The organism is Bradyrhizobium sp. SOJA106 (assembly GCF_059448745.1).
Genome location: NZ_CM182549.1, coordinates 4,445,842 through 4,465,121 on the forward strand (window position 1 = coordinate 4,445,842; position 19,280 = coordinate 4,465,121).

Genomic DNA, 19,280 nt, shown 5'->3' on the forward strand with positions numbered 1-19,280 from the left:
CATGAGCGATCCCGTCCGCATCATCGAAATGGGGCCGCGCGACGGCCTCCAGAACGAGAAGACGCCGGTCAGCGTCGAGGCGCGCATCGCCTTCATCGAGGCGCTGGTTGCGGCCGGCCTCGATACGGTCGAGGTCGGTGCCTTCGTCTCGCCCAAGGCGGTCCCGCAGATGGCAAGCTCCGATGCCGTGCTGCGGGGTGTTGCCCACATCAAAGGCGCCGAGTTCCACGTGTTGGTGCCGAACGAAAAGGGCTATGACGCCGCCCGCGCCGCCGGCGCCAAGGTCGTCTCCGTGTTCGCTGCGGCCTCCGAAGGCTTCTCCCGCGCCAACATCAATTGCACCGTCGCCGAATCCATCGAGCGCTTCAGGCCGGTGCTGGCGCGCGCCAAGGCCGATGCTGTGCCCGTGCGCGGCTATATCTCCTGCGTGCTCGGCTGTCCATTCGACGGCGAGATCAAGCCGAAGGCGGTGGCCGATCTCGCCAAGACGCTGTGGGATCTCGGCTGCTACGAGATCTCGCTCGGCGACACCATCGGTGTCGGCACGCCAGCCAAGGCCAAGGAGATGCTGCGCGCGGTCGCCGCCAACATCCCGCGCGCAAAACTCGCGATGCATTTCCACGACACCTATGGCCAGGCGCTGGCCAATCTCTATGCCGGCCTGGAGGAGGGCGTCCGCGTCATCGACGCCGCCGCCGGCGGCCTCGGCGGCTGTCCCTACGCCCCCGGCGCGACCGGCAATGTCGCAACGGAGGATGTGGTCTACATGCTCGAGGGCATGGGCGTCAGGACCGGTGTCGACATGGAGAAGCTGCTTGCGGCGACGAATGCGATGAGCGGCGTGCTCGGCAAGCCGCCCGCGAGCCGCGTGGCGTCCGCGCTGAACGCGAAGAAGAAGCGGGCCAGTTCATAGGTGCCGTAGGGTGGGCAAAGGCGCGAAGCCCTGCCCACCATGTTTCCGCAATCATTCGGCAGATGGTGGGCACGCTTGCGCTTTGCCCACCCTACGAAACTCGCAATGACGACGGAGACGCGTCAGGCCGCCTTCAGTCCGACATCCGGAAGGCGCGGCCGGTTCTTCAGCGCCTTGACCATCATGGCCTCGATCTCGGCCCTCTCCTGCGGCAGCAGGGCGAGGCGCGGCGGGCGGGTCAGTGCGGTGCCGCGGCCCATGATGTGCTCGCACAGCTTGATGCACTGGACGAGGTCCGGGCGGGCATCGAGGTGCAGCAGCGGCATGAACCATTCATAGAGCGGCATGGCCTCGGCCAAGCGGCCGGCCCTAGCGAGGCGGAACAGCGTCTCGCCCTCGCGCGGGAAGGCGTTCGACATGCCGGAGACCCAGCCCACGGCGCCCATGGCGACGCTCTCAACGATGACGTCGTCAAGGCCTGCGAACAGCACGAAGCGGTCGCCGACCATGTTCCTGGTGTCGATGAAACGGCGCGTGTCACCCGAGGAATCCTTGAAGCAGACCACGGTCTCGACGTCGGCAAGCGAGGCGAGGATGTCGGGAGTGACGTCGTTCTTGTAGATCGGCGGATTGTTGTAGAGCATCACCGGCAGGTCGGTCGCGCTGGCGACGGCGCGAAAATGCGCGGCGGTCTCATGCGGCTTGGACGAGTAGACCAGCGCCGGCATCACCATCACGCCGTCGATGCCGACGCGCGCGGCTTCCTTTGCGGTCTCGACCGCGAACGCCGTGGTGAATTCGGCGATGCCGCACAGCACGGGCACGCGGCCGGCCGCCACAGACTTCGCCGCTTCCATGATCGCGACCTTCTCCTTGCGCTCGAGCGAGGTGTTCTCGCCGACCGAGCCGCAGACGATGAGGCCGGAGACGCCGTCGCGGATCAGTCCGTCCATCACCTTGGCGGTCGCATCGATATCGAGCGAGAGATCGTCGTGGAATTGCGTGGTGACGGCCGGGAAGACGCCTTCCCAGGATACGCGGCGGCTCATGAGTTCACTCCAAGTGAGTTCTGACAAGTGTAATGCCGGCGGGGGCTGGGACCGCCGGCTGTGGCGAAAAGGATGGCGGATGGGATCAGAGCGTGGCGCCGACCTTGCGCAGCTCGGCGAGCACGGGTGCCTTGGGCAGCCAGATCTTGTCGAACTCGGCGATGACGGCCTCGGTGTCGCCGGTGGGGACCTGGCGGATCGGGATCGGCGCGTTCTTGAAATTCTCGATCAGCGCCGGCTCGTTGCCGGCGAGCTCGTCGATCTGAGCGTCCAGCGTCGTCTTGATCGTCTTGGTGATCAGCTCGCGGTCGGCGGCGGAGAGCGACTGCCACACCCGGCCGGAGACGACCGCCGCCATCGGCATGAAGACGGCGTTCATCTGCAGGATCACTTTCGACACCTTGTCGAAGCGCTGGTTCCAGGAGAATTCGAGGTCGGCCTCGAGGCCGTCGACCTGGCCGTTGGCCATGGCGTCGAACACCTGCGGGGTGGGGATCGGCGTCGGCGCTGCGCCGAGCGAGGAATAGAAGTCGCGATAGACCGGCGTCGGGTTGATGCGCAGCTTCATGCCCTTGATGTCGGCGAGCGAATTCAGGTCCTTGGAGGAGAAAACCGCGCGCATGCCGGTGATGCCCCAGCCGAGGCCGATCGTGCCGGTCTCCTGCGGCAGCACCTCGAACAGCTTGACGGCCGCGGGGTGCCGCACGAATTTCGCCACCGCCGGCGTCGAGCGGACGATGTAGGGCGCGTTGATCGCGGCGATGTGCGGCACGCGCGAGCCGAGCTCGGCGGCCTGGATGAAGCCCATGTCGAGCGCGCCGGACTGCAATTGCTGCATCATCGCGGGCTCATTGCCGAGCTGGCCGGAGTGGAACACGGTTACGGTCAGGCGGCCGCTGGTCGCGGCCTTCAGCTCATCGCCGAACTTGAGCGCGGCCTTGTTCCAGGAATGGCCGTTGGGCGTGATCAGGCCGAGGCGGAATTCCTTGGCCTGGGCGAGCGCCAGCGAGGGCGCGAACACCGATGCGGCGGCGCTGGCGGCGAGAAAGCGGCGGCGTGAAAGCGGCATGGTCGGGCTTCCTTTTGAACGGGCCTATTTGACGAGGATCAGCGAGAGCGAGGGATAGAGCGAGAGCAGCACGAGGAGGACGCAGGAGATGACGAAGAACGGCAGCGTCACCATGAACATCTTGCCGGGCTTGGCGCCCGTGACGGCGGCCGCGACGAAGAAGCAGAGCCCGACGGGCGGCGACAAAAGGCCGAGAACGAGGTTGATCACCACGACGACGCCGAACTGCCGGGGATCGATGTGATAGACGTCGGTTGCGACCGGCAGCAGGATCGGCACCGTCATGATCAGGCCGGGAATGCCGTCGATCACGGTGCCGATGATCAGCAGGATGACGTTGCAGATCAGCATGAAGCTGATCGGATCCTTGGCGGCCGACTGGATCCAGCCGGCGGTTTCCTGCGGCACCTTGCCGAAGATCAGGACCCAGGAGAACACGGCAGCGGCAGCGACCAGAAACAGCACGATCGCCGAATAGATGCCACTGCGCAGCATCATCTGCGGCAGCTGCGAGAACTCGAACTCCTTCGTCCAGTATTTGCCGACGAGCGCCGCGGCGACGGCGCCGACGGCTGCGGATTCCGTGGCATTGGCGAGACCGCTCAGGATCGTGCCGACGATGACGATCGGGATCAGCAGCGTCGGCGAGGTCCGCAGGATCGTCATCAGGCGCTGGCGCGGCGTCTGATAGTCGGCGCGGGGATAGTTGTACATGTATCCCATCAGCGCGATGACGATGCAGAACATCACGGTGAGGATGACGCCCGGCACGATGCCGGCGATCAGCATGTCGCTGACGGAGACCTGCGCCAGCACGCTGTAGACAACGAACATCACCGAGGGCGGAATGATCGGGCCGAGCATGCCGCCATAGGCGGTGAGACCCGCCGCAAAGGTCTTGTCGTAGCCCTTCTTCTCCATCTCCGGCACCATGATCTGGGCCATGATCGCCACCTGCGCGGTCGCCGATCCCAGGATGGAGGAGATGAACATGTTGGCGAGGATGTTGACGTAGGCGAGCCCGCCCTTGAGCGAGCCGACGAACGCCATCGCCATGTCGACGATGCGCCGCGTGATGCCGCCGCCGTTCATGATCTCGCCGATCAGGATGAAGAGCGGGATCGCGATCAGGCCGTAGCTGTCGACGCCGCCGAACAGCTGGAGCGGATAGGACTGAAACAGCACGGGATTGCCTGACGCCGCGATATAGACGAGGCCGGCCAGGCACAGGCAGAGCCCGATCGGCACGCCGACAAGCATGAAGGCGACGAAGGCGGCGGACGTGACCATCAGTTGACCCCGTCGAGCTCGGAGAGCTGGAAGCCTTTCGGCGGCGTGCGCGGCACCAGTTCCAGGTCTTCCAGAAGGTTGGCGAGGCCGTGCACGGTCATCGAGACCGCGAAGACCGGCAGCGTCAGATAGAGCACCCAGGTCGGCCAGTTCAGCGTCTGGGTGTGCTCGGTGTAGAGGAAGTTGAAGGTTTCGGCAGCGAGCTTGCGCCCGTCGAATCCGGCGCGCGCGAGCCCGACCGGGTCCATCCAGAGCACGCAGGTGATGGTCAAGGCGATGCCGAACACGACGACGAGGCCGGTCGAGATCACCTTGGCGATCTTCTGGTGCTGCGGCAAAAACCGCTCCGTCAGCATCGTCACGGCGAAGTCTAGCCGCAGCCGCGTCATCGCGGAGGCGCCGATGAAGGTCAGCCAGACCACGCAATAGACCGCGGATTCGTCGATCCAGTAGATCGGGAAACGCGCGTAGCGGGTGACGACGTTGACCAGGATCAGACCGGTTAGCAGGTACATCAGGCCCATCAGCGCGAGACGCTCGAAGGCGAGCAGGGCGCTCGACATCCGGACGATCGTACGTCGGACGCTGAGCGCGCGCGTGGCCGGCATCGTCTGCTCGATCATGGAGGCCCAACCCCTAAAGATTTGTCGTGCGATTGCCAATCGTATAATTTATACAATTCGGGTGTCAAACGGAGATTGCGGTCAATTCGGCGGCAGGGCGCGCTTTTGCTGGGCACCGGCTTTTGCTGAGTGCCTCAACATGCAAGAGAGGGACCGCGTCGCGCCGATGAGTCGGGAAAGACGGAAGGTCAGATGAAACAGCCTCTGAAGCATCGCACCCTGTCGGCTGCGATCGTCGACCAGCTCAGGCAGGCAATCCTCGACGGCACCTATCCGGCCGGATCGCAGCTGCGGCAGGATGCGCTTGGCGAGGCCTATGGCGTCAGCCGCATACCCGTGCGGGAGGCACTGTTTCAGCTCGAGGCGGAAGGGCTGGTGCGCATCGTGCCGCAGAAGGGCGCGATCGTCTCGGAGCTGTCACTGGACGAGATCAACGACGTGTTCGATCTGCGCTGCATCCTGGAGCCGCGGTTGCTGGCGCAGTCGGCGCCGCGCTTCAGCGCGGAGGATTTCGAGGGCCTCGACGACATCCACAAGCAATTCGAGAAGGCGATCAAGGCGCGCAATGTCAGCGAATGGGGGCAGCTCAACGCCGACTTCCACATGGCGCTCTACGTTCGAGCTCCGCAGCCGCGCACCCGCGCAATCGTGCTGTCGCTGCTCCAGACCAGCGACCGCTACACGCGGCTGCAGCTCTCCAACACCAAGGCGATGGGCACAGCAGAAAAGGAGCACGCCCATCTGATCGCGCTGTGCCGCGCCGAAAAGGTCGAGGAGGCGTGCCGCTTCCTCGAGCGGCACATCGAGGCCGTGCGCAAGGATTTGTTGCAGGTCGTGGCGAACGCGCCGAAGGGGCGGCGGAAGGAAAGATCGTAGGGTGGGCAAGGGCGTGTTGGCGCCGTGCCCACCATCTCTCCGAGACCGCCGACAGGTGGTGGGCACGCTCCGCTTTGCCCACCCCACGGCAGCTTCTATGCTGCTACCTGCTCCCGTCCGGGCCCATCACCGAGTCCGGCAGCCAGGTTGAGATCTCCGGCACGAAGCACAGCAGCAGCACCGCGAGCATCATCAACAGCACGAACGGCAGGGTGCCCCAGATCACCTCGCTCAAGGGGATATCGGGCGCGACGTTGCGGATGACGAAGATGTTGAGCCCGACCGGCGGATGGATCAGTCCCATCTCCATCACGATGGTCATGACGACGCCGAACCAGATGATGTCGAAGTTCGCAGCGCGGAGCGGCGGCAGGATGATCGGCGCGGTCATCAGGATGATCGAGACTGGCGGCAGGAAGAAGCCGAGCACGACGACCATGACGAGGATCGCGAACAACAGCTCCCAGCGCGGCAGGTGCATCGCGACGATCGATTCGGCGGCCGACTGCGAGATGTGAAGATAGCTCATCACGTAGGAATAGAGCAGCGACATGCCGATGATCATCATCAGCATGGTCGATTCCCGGATCGTCGATCTCATGATCGGGGCAAGGTCGCCCGGCCGCCACACGCTGTAGATCGCGGCGATCAGCGCCAGCGCCAGCAGGCCGCCGAGGCCTGCCGTTTCCGAAGGCGTCGCGAAGCCGCCATAGAGCGCGATCATGACGCCGGTCAGCAGCAGCACGAACGGGATCACGCGCGGCAGCACGCTGAAGCGTTCGGCGAGCGTGTACTCGTCGCGCTGCAGGATCGGAGCTTCCGGTCCGCCTTTCTCGTAGATCGCCGCGGCCGCGGCATATTCCTGGCGGAAGCGGATCACGGCATAGGCGCCGAACAGCGAGACCAGCAGCAGACCTGGGCCGATGCCGGCGAGGAACAGCCGCCCGAGCGACTTCTCGGCTGCGACCGCGAACAGGATCATGGTGATCGAGGGCGGCAGCAGGATGCCGAGCGTGCCGCCGGCTGCGATGATGCCGGCGGCAAAGCCGCCGGAATAGCCGCGCTTGCGCATCTCGGGGATGCCGGCCGAGCCGATCGCCGAACAGGTGGCCGGCGAGGAGCCCGCCATCGCCGCGAACAGCGCGCAAGCGAACACGTTGGCGACACCCAAGCCGCCGGGCACGCGATGCAGCCAGGCGTGCAGGGCCGAATAGAGATCCTGGCCGGCGCGCGACTTGCCGATCGCCGCGCCCTTCAGGATGAACAGCGGGATCGACAAGAGCGTGATCGAGGCCATTTCCTCGTAGACGTTCTGCGTCACCGTATCGAGAGAGGCGGCGGGCATGTAGATGCCCATGAACACGACCGCGACGGCGCCGAGAGCGAACGCGATGGGCATGCCTGAAAACATCACGAGCAGCGTTGCTATCCCGTACGCAACGCCGATGCCGAATACGCTCATGAACGCCTCGCTCCCGCGAAAGGCAGCGCAAGCTGCACGAGGATCTGGACGCAGAGCAGGCTCATGCCGAGCGCCATCAGCGAATAGGGAATGGCGAGCGGCGGCGACCACATCGAGTTCGAGACTTGGCCGTCGACATAGGCTTCATGGGCCAGCGTCCAGGATTTCCAGGTGAAGAAACTGCAGAACAGGAACGTCGCGACATCGACGAGCCAGAGTCGAATTCTGTTCGCCAGCGGCGACAGCAGGCCGACGAAGGCCTCGATGCCGATATGGCCGCGATGCTGCTGCACATAGGCGGCCGTCATGAAGGTCGCGCCGACCAGGAGGAACACCGCGGCTTCGTCCTGCCAGTAATTGGCGGCCTTGAACAAGGCGCGGCTGAGCACGCTGTAGCTCAGGATGGCACAGGCCGCGACCAGCGCGATCGCTGCGAACACGACGATGATGCGGTTGAGGACGGCGAGACCGCGATCGACCGCCCCCGCAAGGCCATTCCCTGCGGCAGCGCTCGCCTGGTCGTCACGATCCGGAAGCGGACCGTGGCTCATGCCGAGACATCGGTGGCGAGCTTGAGCAGCTTCGCCGAGGTTGCGGTCTTGGCGCCATAGTCCTTCCAGGCGGTGTCGCGGGCGATGTCGCGCCACTTGCCGACGGTCGCGGCATCGAGCGCGCTGACCTTGGCGCCAGCTTTCTCGTAGACCTTGGCGACCTCGACGTCGTCGTCCTGCGCGCCCTTGCGGCCGAAGGCCTCGAGCTCGGCGCCGACCGCGAGCAGGACGTCCTGCTGATTCTTCGGCAGCTTGTCGAAGATCGTCTTCGACATCATCAGCGGCTCGAGCATGAACCAATAGGAGGCACCGGCGCCCGAGGTCAGCGACTTCGCGACCTCTTCGAGTCGGAACGAGATCAGGCTGGTGGAGGAGGTGAGAGCGGCGTCGCACGCGCCGGTCTGCATCGCCGCGTAGATTTCGTTCGAAGGCACCGACAGCACCGAGGCGCCGGCGGTCTGGAGCACCATGTCCATCTCGCGGGAGCCGCCGCGCACCTTCATGCCCTTGGCGTCTTCAGGCGCGACGATCGGCTTGGAGCGGCTGGCGAGGCCGCCCGCCTGCCAGACCCAGGTGAGCAGGATGATGCCCTTGTCGGCGAGGAAGTCGGTCAGCGCCTTGCCGACCGGCTCCTTCTTCCAGCGCATGCCCTGGTCATAGGTGGTCACGAGGCCGGGCATCAGGCCGATATTGGTCTCCGGCAGCTCGCCGCCGGCATAGGGCATCGGATAGAGGCTGATGTCGAGCGCGCCCTTGCGCATCGCGGAGAACTGCGCGTTGGTCTTGATCAGCGAGGAGTTCGGATAGATCTCGGCAGCGATGTCGCCGTTGCTGCGTTTGCTGACCTCGGCGGCGAACATGCGGCAGAGCCGGTCGCGGAAATCGCCCTTATCGACGGTGCCGCCCGGGAATTGGTGCGAGATCTTCAGCGTGGTCGCGGCATGCGCGGTACCAGTGCCGAAGCGGAGAATGGCGGGTGCTGCGACGGCAGTCGCAAGCAGGTGACGACGCGTGTACATGGATCTATCCCTTGGACGGTTCTTGCTTGACGTGATCGGGTCTTAAGAGGCCGGCTTAAGGCCCATCCTAGCCGGTCTTCCACCCGATATTCTCTAGTCTGATAGTTCGAGACCGAATGCGGCGGCAGGTCGCGGGCATTGCTGCGCCGCACACTCATCCTTCGGTCGCCGGCGCGCACTAGCGGGGGTCACGGGCAAAATTGTGTCGAACCGGTGGTCCCGCCGTCAGGTTTGGTAGTGGCGAAAAAAATGCCGCCGCACGTAACAGGTGCGGCCCCTGATCCGTCGAGCATGAGGTAGCGGCATCCGTCGCCAACATCAACTCGAAGGAAGATGACCCATGACCATTCGCACCCGCATCGCGCTCGGCATCTCGGCAGCCGCTCTCTCGCTCGGCCTTGCGCTGTCGCCGGCCGCCTTTGCCCAAGACAAGATGGGCAAGGAAGACGGCACGATGAAGAAGGACACGATGTCCAAGGACGGCATGAAGAAGGACACCATGTCCAAGGACGAAGGCATGAAGAAGGACCACATGTCCAAGGACGGGATGAAGAAAGACGACGGGATGATGAAGAAGAACTGATCGCCCGCCGCCGCCGCGGGCGCATGCAAGAGGCGGTCGCGCGCTTCGGAAATCCGGGGGCGGTCATTTGGACCGCCCCGAAATCACGTCTCAGCCCGACTTCAATTGGACGTGACTTGTGAACGTCACTTGCGCTTGGCCTTGCGGGCGGCGTAGCGCGCGTCGCGCTTGGCCTTCTGCTCGGCCTCGAGCGCAGCTTGCCGCGCGATCGCCTCTTCGGCTTCGCGGGCGAGCCGTGCGGCTTCAGCGGCCTCGGCTTCTTCCTCGAGGCGCTTCTGCTCGGCCTTTTCCGCCTCGCGCGCAGCCTTGGCCTCGGCGCGCTTGGCCGCGAGCGCTTCGCGCTCGGCGCGACGCGCGGCTACCGCCGGATCGTCGGGGCCCGGCTGCGACTTGAATTTGTTCAAAAGATTTTTGCGGGCTTCCTGTGCCGCCTTTTGCCGGTCCGCGAAGCCGGGTTCCCTGAATCCACTCATCGACGAGCCTTGTCTTCCTCGCTTTCAATCCTACATCACTGCGGTTGGTACGTCGGCTGGGCATAGCAGGCGCCACGCGACGCAGAAGCGTGTACATCGGCGCGCGTCGCGAAGCCACCCATAATCGCAGCCGATCAGGTCAACGAAAAATCGCCAGCCCAGACGATCTCTCGTAGCCCGGAAAAACTGCCGAATTGTGATGTCCCTCATAGGGGCACGCGCGGAGCGGCGCCTAGCGTCCGCCCCAATACGAGACGGAGCACGGGCATGACGATCTTCCGGTTGAGCCTGAGGGCGCTCGTAACTGTCCTCGCATTGGCCGCCGCGACCGGCGCCGTGGTCCTGCTCGCCCGCCCGCAACCGATCAACAACGCCGTTCTGGGCGGCGGCTGGGAGTGCAGCCAGACTGCCTTCGTGCTGACGACCTGCGCACCACGGACACCCCCGGCGGTCGAAACCTCACGCAAGGATGCGATCCGGCCGACCCGAGGCTGAATAGGTTTGAAACGCTCCGGATGTGACGCCACGCCGCAGAGGTGATAAAGCCGGCCCGCCCGGTCCGATCAGTCAGCCATGTCCAAGCCCGAACCGGGTGACAAGCCCGAATCCCAGCCAAAACCTCAATCCGGCGATAACCGCCGCGGCGCGATCGCCGGGCTGATCATCGCGCTCTTGATCCTCGGTGTCGGCTGGTGGCTGGCACGCGATCTCACCGCCGCCAGCAAGATGCAGGACTGCCTGATGTCGGGGCGGACCAATTGCAATGTGATCGAGCCGGCCCGCTAGATGCGGTCCGCTACGATCCTCAAGGCCAAAAATTGCCGTGATCTTAAACGTTTGTAACGGGACTTAGCCGATCAAAGCAGATCAGTTATGTCAGCCGGCATCACCCGGGCGGGAGGCGAATCGTCTATCGCCAGGGACCACGGCGATCGAGAGAGTAGGGGGCCAGCAGGCATGAGTGCGTCCAGCGGCATGAAGATCATCATTCCCGTGGTTTCGGCCATCTCCCTTGTCGCGCTTTCAGCGCAGGCCCAGGACGCATCACCGCCGAGACCGCAGGCCCAGCCGTCGCCCGGCGCGGGTGCGCCGCCCCAGAACATGCGCAAGGGGCCGCCGCCGCAGCAGGCCGCCCGGCCCCCCGGACAGCCTGGCGGCCCGCCTCACGCGGGCAGCCCAGGCGCGGGCCCGCACAATGCCGGCGGCCCGCCGCCTAGCCGCAATTACGCCCGCGGGCCTGCACCGGCGCGCGACTGGGGCGGACACGCCTATCGCGGCAATCTCGCCTGGGAGGGCGGGCGCTGGCGCCACGAGGTCCACAACGGCCGCTCCGGCTGGTGGTGGGATGTCGGCGGCGTCTGGTATTATTATCCGCAGCGGATGGCTGGCCCGCCCGCCTACATCTCCGAGGAATATTACGACGACGTGCCGGTGGCCTATGCCCCGCCGCCGGTCGCCTATGAACCGCCACCTCCGCCTCCGGCGCCGGCTGATCCCGGCGCAAGCGCGCTCGGCGGCGCCATCGTCGGCGGCCTACTCGGCGGCCTGATCTCGGGCAATGCCTCCGGTGCGGCGGCGGGAGCTGTGATCGGCGGCGCCACCGGCGCAATCGCCGGTGCCACGGCGGCCTCGCGCCCGGGCTACTATCTGGCCCAGGGCAATTGCTACTACCGCTATCCGAACGGCCAGTACGTGCAGGCTGATCCTCGCGCCTGCTACTGACGGTCCGGGCGGGCTTTGAACCGAAGAGGCGGGCCTAAGACCCGCCTCTTTTGTTTGGGGAATGATCGCGCTGCGCCTGCCGCCGCCTGCGCGGCGGTGCACAACAACTACCTCTAATTATCACTGGCGCGCGTCGCCGCTTCGCTCATTCCCAAAAGAAAAAATGTCGGGACATGATTCGCTGGGGAATTTGGACATGCTGGATGCAATCCAGATCAGCCTGGCGCTGTGGGCCATGATCGTGTGCGGCTTCATGCTCTGGAGCGCGTCATCCGCGCTCGATCAAGACACCAGCCAGCTGAAGAACGCCATAGCGGCCCAGACCAGGCCGCAGATCCAGGCCAGCATGACGATGCCGATGGCCGCGAGATAGGCGACGCCGAGCAGGTCGGAGCGTTGTCCCGGCGCGGGGACGTTAGGTTCGGATGCGGTTTCTTGTGTCATGACGGGAAACACACCCGTGCCCTCATTAAGCTTTTGAAAGCGTCGATGCGGTGTTTAGCGGAGATGCCGGATGCGGGCTGTGACGCAATTCACAGATGGGTGCCAATGATGCCGGGACTCACGGTTTCGTCATCGCCCTAAGGGTCGGAGCGACCGTGGAGCAAGTCCGAGCGACGCCAGCGTCAACCCGCAATGATACGGACGAAATTGCCATCCGCTTGTCCAGATCGGTCCGCTAGGGTGGGGACGCATGTGCACCAAGTACGATCCACAGCACGAAGCCGAGGCCGCGATGAAGCGGGCCGCCGCCTCCGAAGGCGACGACCGGCAACGCCTGATCCAGCTCGCCTTGGCCTGGCACCAGCTCGCCCGCGAGCGGCGCGAAGAAGAGGCGAAATGATCGCATTTGGCCGCACGACTGCGGTCGACGCGGCAGACCACAGCGGCCGTTCATGAGAAAAACCTCGTGCTCGGGGGGCAAGCACGAGGTCCTTCAAAGCCGACCGGGGTTGGCGGGTCGGCACCACTCGATTTTGTTGCATTCAACGCTGTGGTCGCGATCTCGTTCCGTGATCCCCTGACCAATAGGCGCGTCGCTGGTGCGTCGGCTGCAAGCGGCCCCCGCTTGGCTGGCCTAGGAACCATTCGTTCCGCGCCGACGTTGAGCGGCCATGACCGATCTTCAATTGCGTGCACAGTGCTTCGAGATCGCCTGGAGATATCTCGACCAGTCGGGCCAGCTCACCGGCGAGCACAAGGACTCTGCCCGCTTCATCCTGAACAAGATCGACCGCATGATGCTGCGGGGCGAGCGGCGCAGACTGCGGCTGTCCAACGCCGCGATCGATGCTTACCGGTTGCGGCCCGTGCTGGTGAGCGGGTCCGCATGAGGATCGCGGCAAGGCGGTGTTAAGACCTGCGACGAGCTGATTTTCGCAATCGCGATTCGTGCTTTGCGAACGAAGCGGAGTCGGACCGTGAACAGACTGGGCGCCCCCGAAGGGGCTTGCCGTCATGCGGCTTCCGTCTTCGGGACCGCGTCGGCATTGACCGACAGCTTGACGACGTCACCCTCGACGGCGCCGACATATTTCATGTCGATGTAGTGATGGTGGTCCTTGTGACCCGCAGGGCTGTCTTTCTTCGTCAGTTTGATCCGGTTGTTCTCGACACGGTCGACAGTGCCGACATGCGCGCCGTCCTTGCCGATAATCTTCATGTGTTCTCTGATCTGGCTCATGATGTCCTCCTTGCACATCTCAACGACGCAGATGCGGCTTCGTTGCAAGGGCGACGCGTTGGACCTCAGGTCCGCGCCGGACGTTGGATATGATCCAAGTTCGAAGTCTCGTATCAGGGATCGTATCAAGCGTCGCATGGAGTCCATCGAGGCCTATCTGGAGCGGAAGCACGAGGAGATCAGGCTCCTGAACGGCTGCCTGAGAAGCCCGCGGAACGTGCGCTGTCCGCGCTCGGTGGACGAGGTCATCGCGGCGAAATTCCAGCTGACCGCCGCACTACGCGCCGAGCACGAGCTGGCGGACTGGAAGGCGACCGAGACATCCTGGTCGGCGACCGCGCGTCCGACCAGCGGCCCGTTCGCATTCAGCTACGACTACCAGCGCGCGGATCTGAAGGTGAGCGGACCCTCGTTCTATGAAGACGCTCACGGCTGCACCAGCGAGGCCGTCTACACCGCGTCCGGCATGGCTGCGATCTCGGCGCTGCTGCTCGCATCGGCAAGGCTCGTCAGCAGAGGCGACATCGTGGTGCTGCCGGGCTCTTACGGTGAGACGCTGGAGCTGATCGAGCGCTTTGTCCCGCATTTGCGGCTCGTCACCATGAAGACGCCGGTGGCGGCCGTGCCTGTACCGGCCGGCTCGCCGGGAATTCTCCTGCTCGATTCCTGCATCGCCGCCGGCGCGTTCGAAGCGGTGCTGGGCTGCGACGGTTCGGCGCTCGATCTCCTGATCTTTGACACGACGTGTTTTGCCGGCCGGTCCGGCCGGATCCGGCGTGTCCTGCGTTGGGCGCGGCGATATCAAATCCCGGTCGTGATGGTGCGAAGCCATACCAAGCTGGATTCGCTCGGCGTGGAATACGGACGGCTCGGCTCCGCGGTGTTCGTTCGCTGGTGCGAGGAGGGCGCTGAACGTTCGTTGGCCGAACGCCTTGCGGCGGAGATGCGCGATGCCGTGCGGCTTCTCGGCGGGGCGGCGCTGCCGGCGCATTTTCCCCCGTTTGTGGGCAGCTCGGCCTATTGGGGCCTGACGAACCGACGCATTGCAGCCATCCTGCGCAACGGTCGTCATGCGGCCCGGCATTTCGCGCGCGAGCTCGCCTCGCTCTCGGCCGAGCTCCACTTCAGCCACGGGCTCTATGTCACCCTCCGCCCCAGGCGTACCCTCGACGAGGCCGGCGCGCGGCAAGCCGCCGAGGCTATGAGCCGTGATCTCAGCCGGGCCGGTTTTCCCATCCGTCACGCCGGCAGCTTCGGTTTTGATTTCGCCGCGACCGAGTGGTTTCACGACGCGACCACAGATGAGTACAGCGTGCGGGTGGCGGTACCTGATTTGCCGACCGAGCCGTGGAATGAGCTGCCGGCGGCGATTGCGGCGTGGTGGAGGGCACATCAGGCGGAGCTTGGCGAGGTGTGACCGATCCTCGCTTCCCTTTCACAATGATTTCAGGGAGCGATTCGCTGGAGTGGCGATCCCGGCAGGACTCGAACCTGCAACCCGCGGAGTAGAAATCTTTTGGATGCTGAATCCGGTCAATAGCTTAGCCCACTAGTGTTGCGCTTACGTTGCTAATCAGGAAGAACGATGTTTTTGGTCCGACTTGTCGACACGTCTGTTCTTAGGCGAAATCGATCCGGATTGTCCCTTAGATACTCATGGACGATCGTCCGGATCAGTTCTGCTTTGCTCTTTTGGGTATGAGCGGAAAGCCGCTCCAAGATGGCAAATTCTGCATCGTTGAACGATACTGAAATACGATTGGCTACGGACATCAGTGAAAGACCACCAGCAGTTCACAGGCCACGAAAGCAGAGCCTAGCACGATTGCAAGCTGGGTTGCGTCGGAGCCTCCCAGCGGCAAAAAGGGGCATTCGCGACGCCAGGCTTTTAATACCGTCAGAAGCACGAGCACCGCACCTGCAAGCTTCCAAATCGTTTCCATATTTCTCTCCAGAAATTTTCATTTGAGGAGAGACTGAAGCATCCAGGTAAACGGGAAGTTAAAAGTGCACCACTTTTACGCTCCCAACAAGCGAGCCTGGACCGCCTCTGCCGCGCGCTGGTCGGACTCCTGATCCTTGAACAGATGACCATAGACATCGAACGTTACCTTAATGGAGCTGTGTCCCATAAGGCTTTGTATTCGCTTCGGATTGTGCCCGTTTTCGATCCATAGAGAAGCACAGGCGTGTCGCAACGAGTGCATGCCGTACTTTCCTGCCACAACCGTCTTCGCCGCGCCAGTATCGTCCAATACAGGCTTGCCAGCTTCATCAAGCAGGGCGCGGAGCTCGGTGATGCCGGCGGCAAGCAGGATCGGCTCCAGGCCGCGCTCCAGCAAGTTGGAATGCGACTCCACTTTTCCGGCGCCGTTCGGAAAGACGAGATCCAAATCGCCCTTCGGGCAGGCCAGCTTCCATTCGCGGAGGGCGTTGACGACGATCGGCGGGCAGGGGATGGAGCGATAAGCGGCCTTCGATTTCAGCTTGCCAATGTTGTGCGAAGCGTCTGCTCGCTGGCTCAACTTTAGTTGCTTGCCCTCGAGGTCCACGTCCGCCCAGCGAAGGCCACGCAATTCACTAGCTCGGAGTCCACAGAAGATCGCGACCAGCATCAGCGGGCGCCATCGGCCGGTTGCGCCGTTGATGATCGCCTGGAGCTCAGCCTTGCTTGGGATGACCGGCCGGGGGTCTTCACGATCGGGAAGGTCCAGGTCGATGCCGGCAGTTGGGGAAGTGTTGGCAAGGCCGCGCCGGCGAGCCTCTTTGAAGATGCTGCCGAGCGAGCGCACGACGCGCTTGATCATCTCGGCCGAGCGGCCGGCGTCTCGAAGCTGATCCGCGAAGGCATTCACGGCCGGAACGGTTATTTCGGAGAGCTTCTTTGCGCCGATGAACGGGACGATATGGAGGTTAACGTGCTCCTCGTATCCCTTGACCGTCATGGGCTCGAGGCGCTTCTCGCCGCAACGCTTGATCCAGAGGGCGGCAGCATCCTTGACGGTCGGAGATAGGCTGCCGGGGGTGTGAGTGCCGCGGGCGACATCGTGCCGAACCTCAACAAGCCATGCCTCGGCCTCCGACTTCTTCTCAAACATCTTGAACCGGCGCTGGCCACCGCCGTCGATGTATCCCGCCTGCCAGCGAACGAGGCCGGAGGGAAGGGTGCGCTTGCGGACCTTGGCCATGGATATCCCCCGAAATGACCGGAAGTGGTCGAAAGCATTTGACACCAATAGGCGGCCTTTGTAAAGTGCAAAGAACATTCAGTGATCTTAAGGACACGAAGTGGAAGTCTTCTCCGTAGCCGACATGGAAAGGGTGAGTGGCGCCAAGCGGCGCACCATCCAGTTTTGGGCGGACCGCGGCGTGATCAACGCGATTGCGTCGACGGCAAATGCTGGCACCGGCACGCACCGACAATTCCCGCGCGGTGAGGCTATCATAGCTTGTATTCTGCACCCGTTATCGGAGCGACAGATCGGCGTTGGAGAGCTCAAGCTCATTGCGTCCGAAGTCCGAATGTTGCTGACGGCAGACCCCGAGCCTTTCGATGCCGCCATCGCCGGAGCGGATATTTTATTCAACTATGAAATCCTAAAGCGCGACGGTGCGGTCATCATGCAGCGCTCGATCATGCCGAGGGAGATATTTGCGGAGCGTTCCGAGACCTGGCCGGATGTCATGGTGTCGATCCGCCTCAGCAGGTGCTTGGAAAAGTTGCGGTAGTTGCGTTCTGCGTTCCTATAAGACCACAACATGTGCTTTGCACATGAACCAGGAAGATCAATCTAATGGACAGCATCGCAGACGATCTCATCGAAGGAATTAAGCAAATCAGCCGCTTCACCGGCATTCCGGAGCGGCGCGCCTTCTACCTTGCGGAGAAGGGCGAGTTGCCGGGCGTTTTCAAGCAGGGCGGTCGCTGGGTCGCGCTGAAAAGCAAGATCCGCGAGGGATACCAGAAGCTCGCCAGCGGCGAGGTCGCAGCCTAATGCCGTCTCAAAAGGAAAACCCGGCGCTGGCGGGCACCGGGCTTCCGAAATCTGATCTGGCTGGCGCTTCGATCTGTTCGGAATCTAACCCCACGCTTCGTAAACTTCAAGCATCTCGGTTGACGCGACGCTGCGCAATCAGCTTCGCGCTCGCGGCCGCTCTGGTCCCGTATGTCTACGGAGATGCAGCATGAGCGGCAGGAAATCCCGAGACAAGGGCAATCGCGCCGAGCGCGCCATCGTCCGCTTCCTTCAAGATCGCGGCTTCGCTGCCGAGCGCGTCCCGCTCAGTGGCGCCGCCGGCGGCTCATACCTTGGTGACGTAACGGTGCCCGTTCTGGGCGTCGATCGCGTCGCGGAGGTGAAGTGCCGCGCTGATGGCTTCCGCGAGCTCTACAAGTGGCTTGAGGCTCGAGACCTGTTGATTGTCCGAGCCGATCGCAAAGAGCCCTTAGTGGTCATCCCCCTGAAGCTTGCCGCCGACATCGCGGCGAAGGCGGAGGGCTCGCAATGAAGCACGAGCGGACATTCACCCGCGACCACCTCATGGTCAGCGATCCCGAAATCCGTAGGCAGCTCCAGCTCGCCGGCCTGCGCTTCATGTACAGCCGCGCTCAGTGGCTTGCCCATGAGGCAAAGGTAATGGGCCTGGCCATCAAGAACGGCACCATGACCACGGCCGACCTTGACGCCAAGCTCGAGGAAATGGGCGCGCTGGATCTGGTTTATCCCGAATTGATGAGGTGCGAATGACCGAGCACCAAGACTTAGGCGCTTATGACAGCGACGGAAACCATCTCTTTGATATCGAGATGCCGAAGCCGCGCGTCGAATTTCCCGATGCTTGGCCGACTGCAACACCCAAACAGTTTGACCGGAACGATCGGCTCAATCTGCTCCGCGGCAGCAAAGGGCCGCTCAGTATCACGCCGCTCGAGGACGTCATCAGCGAGGAGGTTGAGAAGGCGCATTTCATCAAGGGCATCATCGCCTGGAATGAAACGTCCGCCTGGATTGCGCCTCCGGGAGGGATGAAGTCTGCGCTGCTAGCATCGGCCTCGATCAATCTCGCGCTCGGTCGGGATTGGTTCGGGAAGAAAAACAAATGTGCCGTAGGGGTGGTGTATTTCGCCCTGGAGCGGGCCGACCTGGTTAAGCGGCGGCTGTCGGCTCATTTGAAATTACTAGGCATCCCGCGCAGCCAGCCTGTTCCAGTTGTCGTCGTGAGCGGCATGATCGACGGCATGAACCCGGAAACGGTTCCTTTGATCGTCGGGGTCGTGCGCCGCATTGAGAAGTATTTCGACAGCTTCGAAAGCGGCGTGCACATGGCCGGCCTCCTGGTGTTCGATACCTTCGCCAAGCTCATTGCTGCCGGTGGTGGTGACGAGAACAGCGCGAAGGACCAAGGGCGAGTGTTCGCCAACATTCAGCGCATCAAGGATCAGCTGGAAGGCCCACATGTTGCCCTCATCGGGCACACGGGCAAGGACGAGAGCCGCGGCGCCAGAGGATCTAACGCCATCTACGGCGACGTTGATATGATGGTGGAGATCGGCGGCGACACGATCAAGACGGCCACCGTAACCAAGGCCAACGATGCGCCGGAAGGACCGCTGTTTTCGTTTACGTCCGAAATCTTCAACTTTGGCGAGGACGAGGACGGCGACCCGATCACTGTCAACATCGTGAGCGAGGAGGTTTCGCGTCAAGCTGACGCAAAACCCGCCGAGCCCAAGCTATCCACCAATCAGCGCGTCATGTTCCGGCTGTTATGTGAGGCTGGGGCGGCCGGCCTGACAGTTGAAGCGTGGAGTGACATGGCTCGCGAGCAGGGCATTGTCAGCAAGCAGCGCTTGTACGAGCTCCGGATGGCGCTGAAGGATAAGGGCCTAGTTCGGGAGTACGGCGGCCTTTGGAAGGCGAACCGATCTTGTGGAAGTGGTGGAGAGGTTCGGGAGTGACGGATGA

At 63.5% G+C, this 19,280-nt stretch carries 27 protein-coding genes; 14 read left to right on the forward strand and 13 right to left on the reverse strand.

What is annotated here, in order from left to right; all coding sequences use genetic code 11:
• The first annotated feature begins 1 nt into the window (after position 1).
• Positions 2-913 carry a hydroxymethylglutaryl-CoA lyase gene (locus tag AC5V87_RS20470; RefSeq protein ID WP_495367587.1) on the forward strand — a complete coding sequence of 304 codons (912 nt, stop codon included), beginning with the start codon at positions 2-4 and terminating at the stop codon, positions 911-913.
• A gap of 122 nt (positions 914-1,035) precedes the next feature.
• Here the strand turns inward: AC5V87_RS20470 and AC5V87_RS20475 are convergent, their stop codons facing one another.
• The 4 genes from AC5V87_RS20475 to AC5V87_RS20490 form a co-directional block, all read right to left on the reverse strand.
• The gene (locus AC5V87_RS20475; protein ID WP_495367588.1) at positions 1,036-1,962 is read right to left on the reverse strand and encodes a dihydrodipicolinate synthase family protein; all 927 of its coding nucleotides are present in this window, start codon (positions 1,960-1,962) and stop codon (positions 1,036-1,038) included.
• A gap of 85 nt (positions 1,963-2,047) precedes the next feature.
• Positions 2,048-3,031, reverse strand: a complete 984-nt coding sequence (locus AC5V87_RS20480; protein ID WP_456838545.1) for a TRAP transporter substrate-binding protein — start codon at positions 3,029-3,031, stop codon at positions 2,048-2,050.
• A 24-nt stretch (positions 3,032-3,055) separates the two neighbouring features.
• Entirely contained in the window at positions 3,056-4,321 is a 1,266-nt protein-coding gene (locus AC5V87_RS20485; protein WP_456838544.1) for a TRAP transporter large permease, read from the reverse strand.
• Positions 4,321-4,944 (reverse strand): TRAP transporter small permease, encoded by a 624-nt coding sequence (locus tag AC5V87_RS20490; protein WP_495367589.1) that lies wholly within the window; start codon positions 4,942-4,944, stop codon positions 4,321-4,323. The genes AC5V87_RS20485 and AC5V87_RS20490 overlap by 1 nt, the downstream gene beginning before the upstream one ends.
• A gap of 192 nt (positions 4,945-5,136) precedes the next feature.
• Here AC5V87_RS20490 and AC5V87_RS20495 point away from each other — a divergent pair, with 192 nt between their 5' ends.
• Complete coding sequence (locus AC5V87_RS20495) at positions 5,137-5,820, forward strand: GntR family transcriptional regulator (protein ID WP_456838542.1); 684 nt, start codon at positions 5,137-5,139, stop codon at positions 5,818-5,820.
• Between the two features lie 103 nt (positions 5,821-5,923).
• Here AC5V87_RS20495 and AC5V87_RS20500 read toward each other — a convergent pair whose 3' ends face one another.
• Genes AC5V87_RS20500 through AC5V87_RS20510 form a run of 3 tightly spaced genes read right to left on the reverse strand, consistent with a single transcriptional unit; the run spans position 5,924 to position 8,852 of the window.
• Positions 5,924-7,282: a TRAP transporter large permease gene (locus tag AC5V87_RS20500; protein ID WP_495367590.1), complete on the reverse strand. Its 1,359-nt coding sequence runs from the start codon at positions 7,280-7,282 to the stop codon at positions 5,924-5,926.
• A complete protein-coding gene (locus AC5V87_RS20505; RefSeq protein ID WP_495367591.1) occupies positions 7,279-7,833 on the reverse strand; it encodes a TRAP transporter small permease in 555 nt (184 codons plus the stop codon). Before AC5V87_RS20505 ends, AC5V87_RS20500 begins: the two co-directional genes overlap by 4 nt.
• A complete protein-coding gene (locus AC5V87_RS20510) occupies positions 7,830-8,852 on the reverse strand; it encodes a TRAP transporter substrate-binding protein (protein WP_495367592.1) in 1,023 nt (340 codons plus the stop codon). Before AC5V87_RS20510 ends, AC5V87_RS20505 begins: the two co-directional genes overlap by 4 nt.
• Positions 8,853-9,192: 340 nt before the next feature.
• Here AC5V87_RS20510 and AC5V87_RS20515 point away from each other — a divergent pair, with 340 nt between their 5' ends.
• A complete protein-coding gene (locus AC5V87_RS20515; RefSeq protein WP_495367593.1) occupies positions 9,193-9,435 on the forward strand; it encodes a pentapeptide MXKDX repeat protein in 243 nt (80 codons plus the stop codon).
• Between the two features lie 125 nt (positions 9,436-9,560).
• On the opposite strand, the gene AC5V87_RS20520 is transcribed toward AC5V87_RS20515, so the two are convergent.
• Complete coding sequence (locus AC5V87_RS20520; RefSeq protein ID WP_495367594.1) at positions 9,561-9,908, reverse strand: DUF6481 family protein; 348 nt, start codon at positions 9,906-9,908, stop codon at positions 9,561-9,563.
• Between the two features lie 267 nt (positions 9,909-10,175).
• Here AC5V87_RS20520 and AC5V87_RS20525 point away from each other — a divergent pair, with 267 nt between their 5' ends.
• The 3 genes from AC5V87_RS20525 to AC5V87_RS20535 all read left to right on the forward strand — a co-directional run bounded on the left by AC5V87_RS20525 (position 10,176) and on the right by AC5V87_RS20535 (position 11,630).
• On the forward strand, positions 10,176-10,403 hold the full coding sequence (locus tag AC5V87_RS20525; RefSeq protein WP_456838536.1) for a hypothetical protein: 228 nt from the start codon (positions 10,176-10,178) through the stop codon (positions 10,401-10,403).
• A 78-nt stretch (positions 10,404-10,481) separates the two neighbouring features.
• Complete coding sequence (locus tag AC5V87_RS20530; protein WP_456838535.1) at positions 10,482-10,694, forward strand: hypothetical protein; 213 nt, start codon at positions 10,482-10,484, stop codon at positions 10,692-10,694.
• A 171-nt stretch (positions 10,695-10,865) separates the two neighbouring features.
• Positions 10,866-11,630 carry a hypothetical protein gene (locus AC5V87_RS20535; RefSeq protein ID WP_495367595.1) on the forward strand — a complete coding sequence of 255 codons (765 nt, stop codon included), beginning with the start codon at positions 10,866-10,868 and terminating at the stop codon, positions 11,628-11,630.
• Between the two features lie 282 nt (positions 11,631-11,912).
• Here the strand turns inward: AC5V87_RS20535 and AC5V87_RS20540 are convergent, their stop codons facing one another.
• Positions 11,913-12,074: a hypothetical protein gene (locus AC5V87_RS20540; RefSeq protein ID WP_495367596.1), complete on the reverse strand. Its 162-nt coding sequence runs from the start codon at positions 12,072-12,074 to the stop codon at positions 11,913-11,915.
• Between the two features lie 250 nt (positions 12,075-12,324).
• Between AC5V87_RS20540 and AC5V87_RS20545 the strand changes: the two genes are divergently transcribed.
• Positions 12,325-12,474: a hypothetical protein gene (locus tag AC5V87_RS20545; RefSeq protein WP_495367597.1), complete on the forward strand. Its 150-nt coding sequence runs from the start codon at positions 12,325-12,327 to the stop codon at positions 12,472-12,474.
• A 271-nt stretch (positions 12,475-12,745) separates the two neighbouring features.
• Positions 12,746-12,964, forward strand: a complete 219-nt coding sequence (locus tag AC5V87_RS20550; RefSeq protein ID WP_456838531.1) for a hypothetical protein — start codon at positions 12,746-12,748, stop codon at positions 12,962-12,964.
• 122 nt (positions 12,965-13,086) lie between these two features.
• Here AC5V87_RS20550 and AC5V87_RS20555 read toward each other — a convergent pair whose 3' ends face one another.
• Positions 13,087-13,314 (reverse strand): DUF2171 domain-containing protein, encoded by a 228-nt coding sequence (locus AC5V87_RS20555; RefSeq protein WP_456838530.1) that lies wholly within the window; start codon positions 13,312-13,314, stop codon positions 13,087-13,089.
• Positions 13,315-13,450: 136 nt separating this feature from the next.
• Between AC5V87_RS20555 and AC5V87_RS20560 the strand changes: the two genes are divergently transcribed.
• Complete coding sequence (locus AC5V87_RS20560; RefSeq protein WP_456838529.1) at positions 13,451-14,731, forward strand: hypothetical protein; 1,281 nt, start codon at positions 13,451-13,453, stop codon at positions 14,729-14,731.
• A gap of 152 nt (positions 14,732-14,883) precedes the next feature.
• Here AC5V87_RS20560 and AC5V87_RS20565 read toward each other — a convergent pair whose 3' ends face one another.
• The 3 genes from AC5V87_RS20565 to AC5V87_RS20575 all read right to left on the reverse strand — a co-directional run bounded on the left by AC5V87_RS20565 (position 14,884) and on the right by AC5V87_RS20575 (position 16,502).
• Complete coding sequence (locus AC5V87_RS20565; RefSeq protein ID WP_495367598.1) at positions 14,884-15,087, reverse strand: ribbon-helix-helix protein, CopG family; 204 nt, start codon at positions 15,085-15,087, stop codon at positions 14,884-14,886.
• Positions 15,087-15,257 carry a hypothetical protein gene (locus AC5V87_RS20570; protein WP_495367599.1) on the reverse strand — a complete coding sequence of 57 codons (171 nt, stop codon included), beginning with the start codon at positions 15,255-15,257 and terminating at the stop codon, positions 15,087-15,089. Before AC5V87_RS20570 ends, AC5V87_RS20565 begins: the two co-directional genes overlap by 1 nt.
• Before the next feature lie 75 nt (positions 15,258-15,332).
• Complete coding sequence (locus AC5V87_RS20575; protein ID WP_495367600.1) at positions 15,333-16,502, reverse strand: site-specific integrase; 1,170 nt, start codon at positions 16,500-16,502, stop codon at positions 15,333-15,335.
• Positions 16,503-16,602: 100 nt separating this feature from the next.
• Here AC5V87_RS20575 and AC5V87_RS20580 point away from each other — a divergent pair, with 100 nt between their 5' ends.
• From AC5V87_RS20580 to AC5V87_RS20600, 5 genes are all read left to right on the forward strand, one after another.
• Complete coding sequence (locus AC5V87_RS20580; protein ID WP_495367601.1) at positions 16,603-17,043, forward strand: hypothetical protein; 441 nt, start codon at positions 16,603-16,605, stop codon at positions 17,041-17,043.
• A gap of 65 nt (positions 17,044-17,108) precedes the next feature.
• Positions 17,109-17,309: a hypothetical protein gene (locus AC5V87_RS20585; protein ID WP_495367602.1), complete on the forward strand. Its 201-nt coding sequence runs from the start codon at positions 17,109-17,111 to the stop codon at positions 17,307-17,309.
• Positions 17,310-17,499: 190 nt separating this feature from the next.
• Positions 17,500-17,823: a putative PDDEXK endonuclease gene (locus AC5V87_RS20590; RefSeq protein WP_495367603.1), complete on the forward strand. Its 324-nt coding sequence runs from the start codon at positions 17,500-17,502 to the stop codon at positions 17,821-17,823.
• A complete protein-coding gene (locus tag AC5V87_RS20595; RefSeq protein ID WP_495367604.1) occupies positions 17,820-18,062 on the forward strand; it encodes a hypothetical protein in 243 nt (80 codons plus the stop codon). The genes AC5V87_RS20590 and AC5V87_RS20595 overlap by 4 nt, the downstream gene beginning before the upstream one ends.
• Positions 18,059-19,273: an AAA family ATPase gene (locus tag AC5V87_RS20600; protein ID WP_495367605.1), complete on the forward strand. Its 1,215-nt coding sequence runs from the start codon at positions 18,059-18,061 to the stop codon at positions 19,271-19,273. The genes AC5V87_RS20595 and AC5V87_RS20600 overlap by 4 nt, the downstream gene beginning before the upstream one ends.
• Positions 19,274-19,280: the final 7 nt, after the last annotated feature.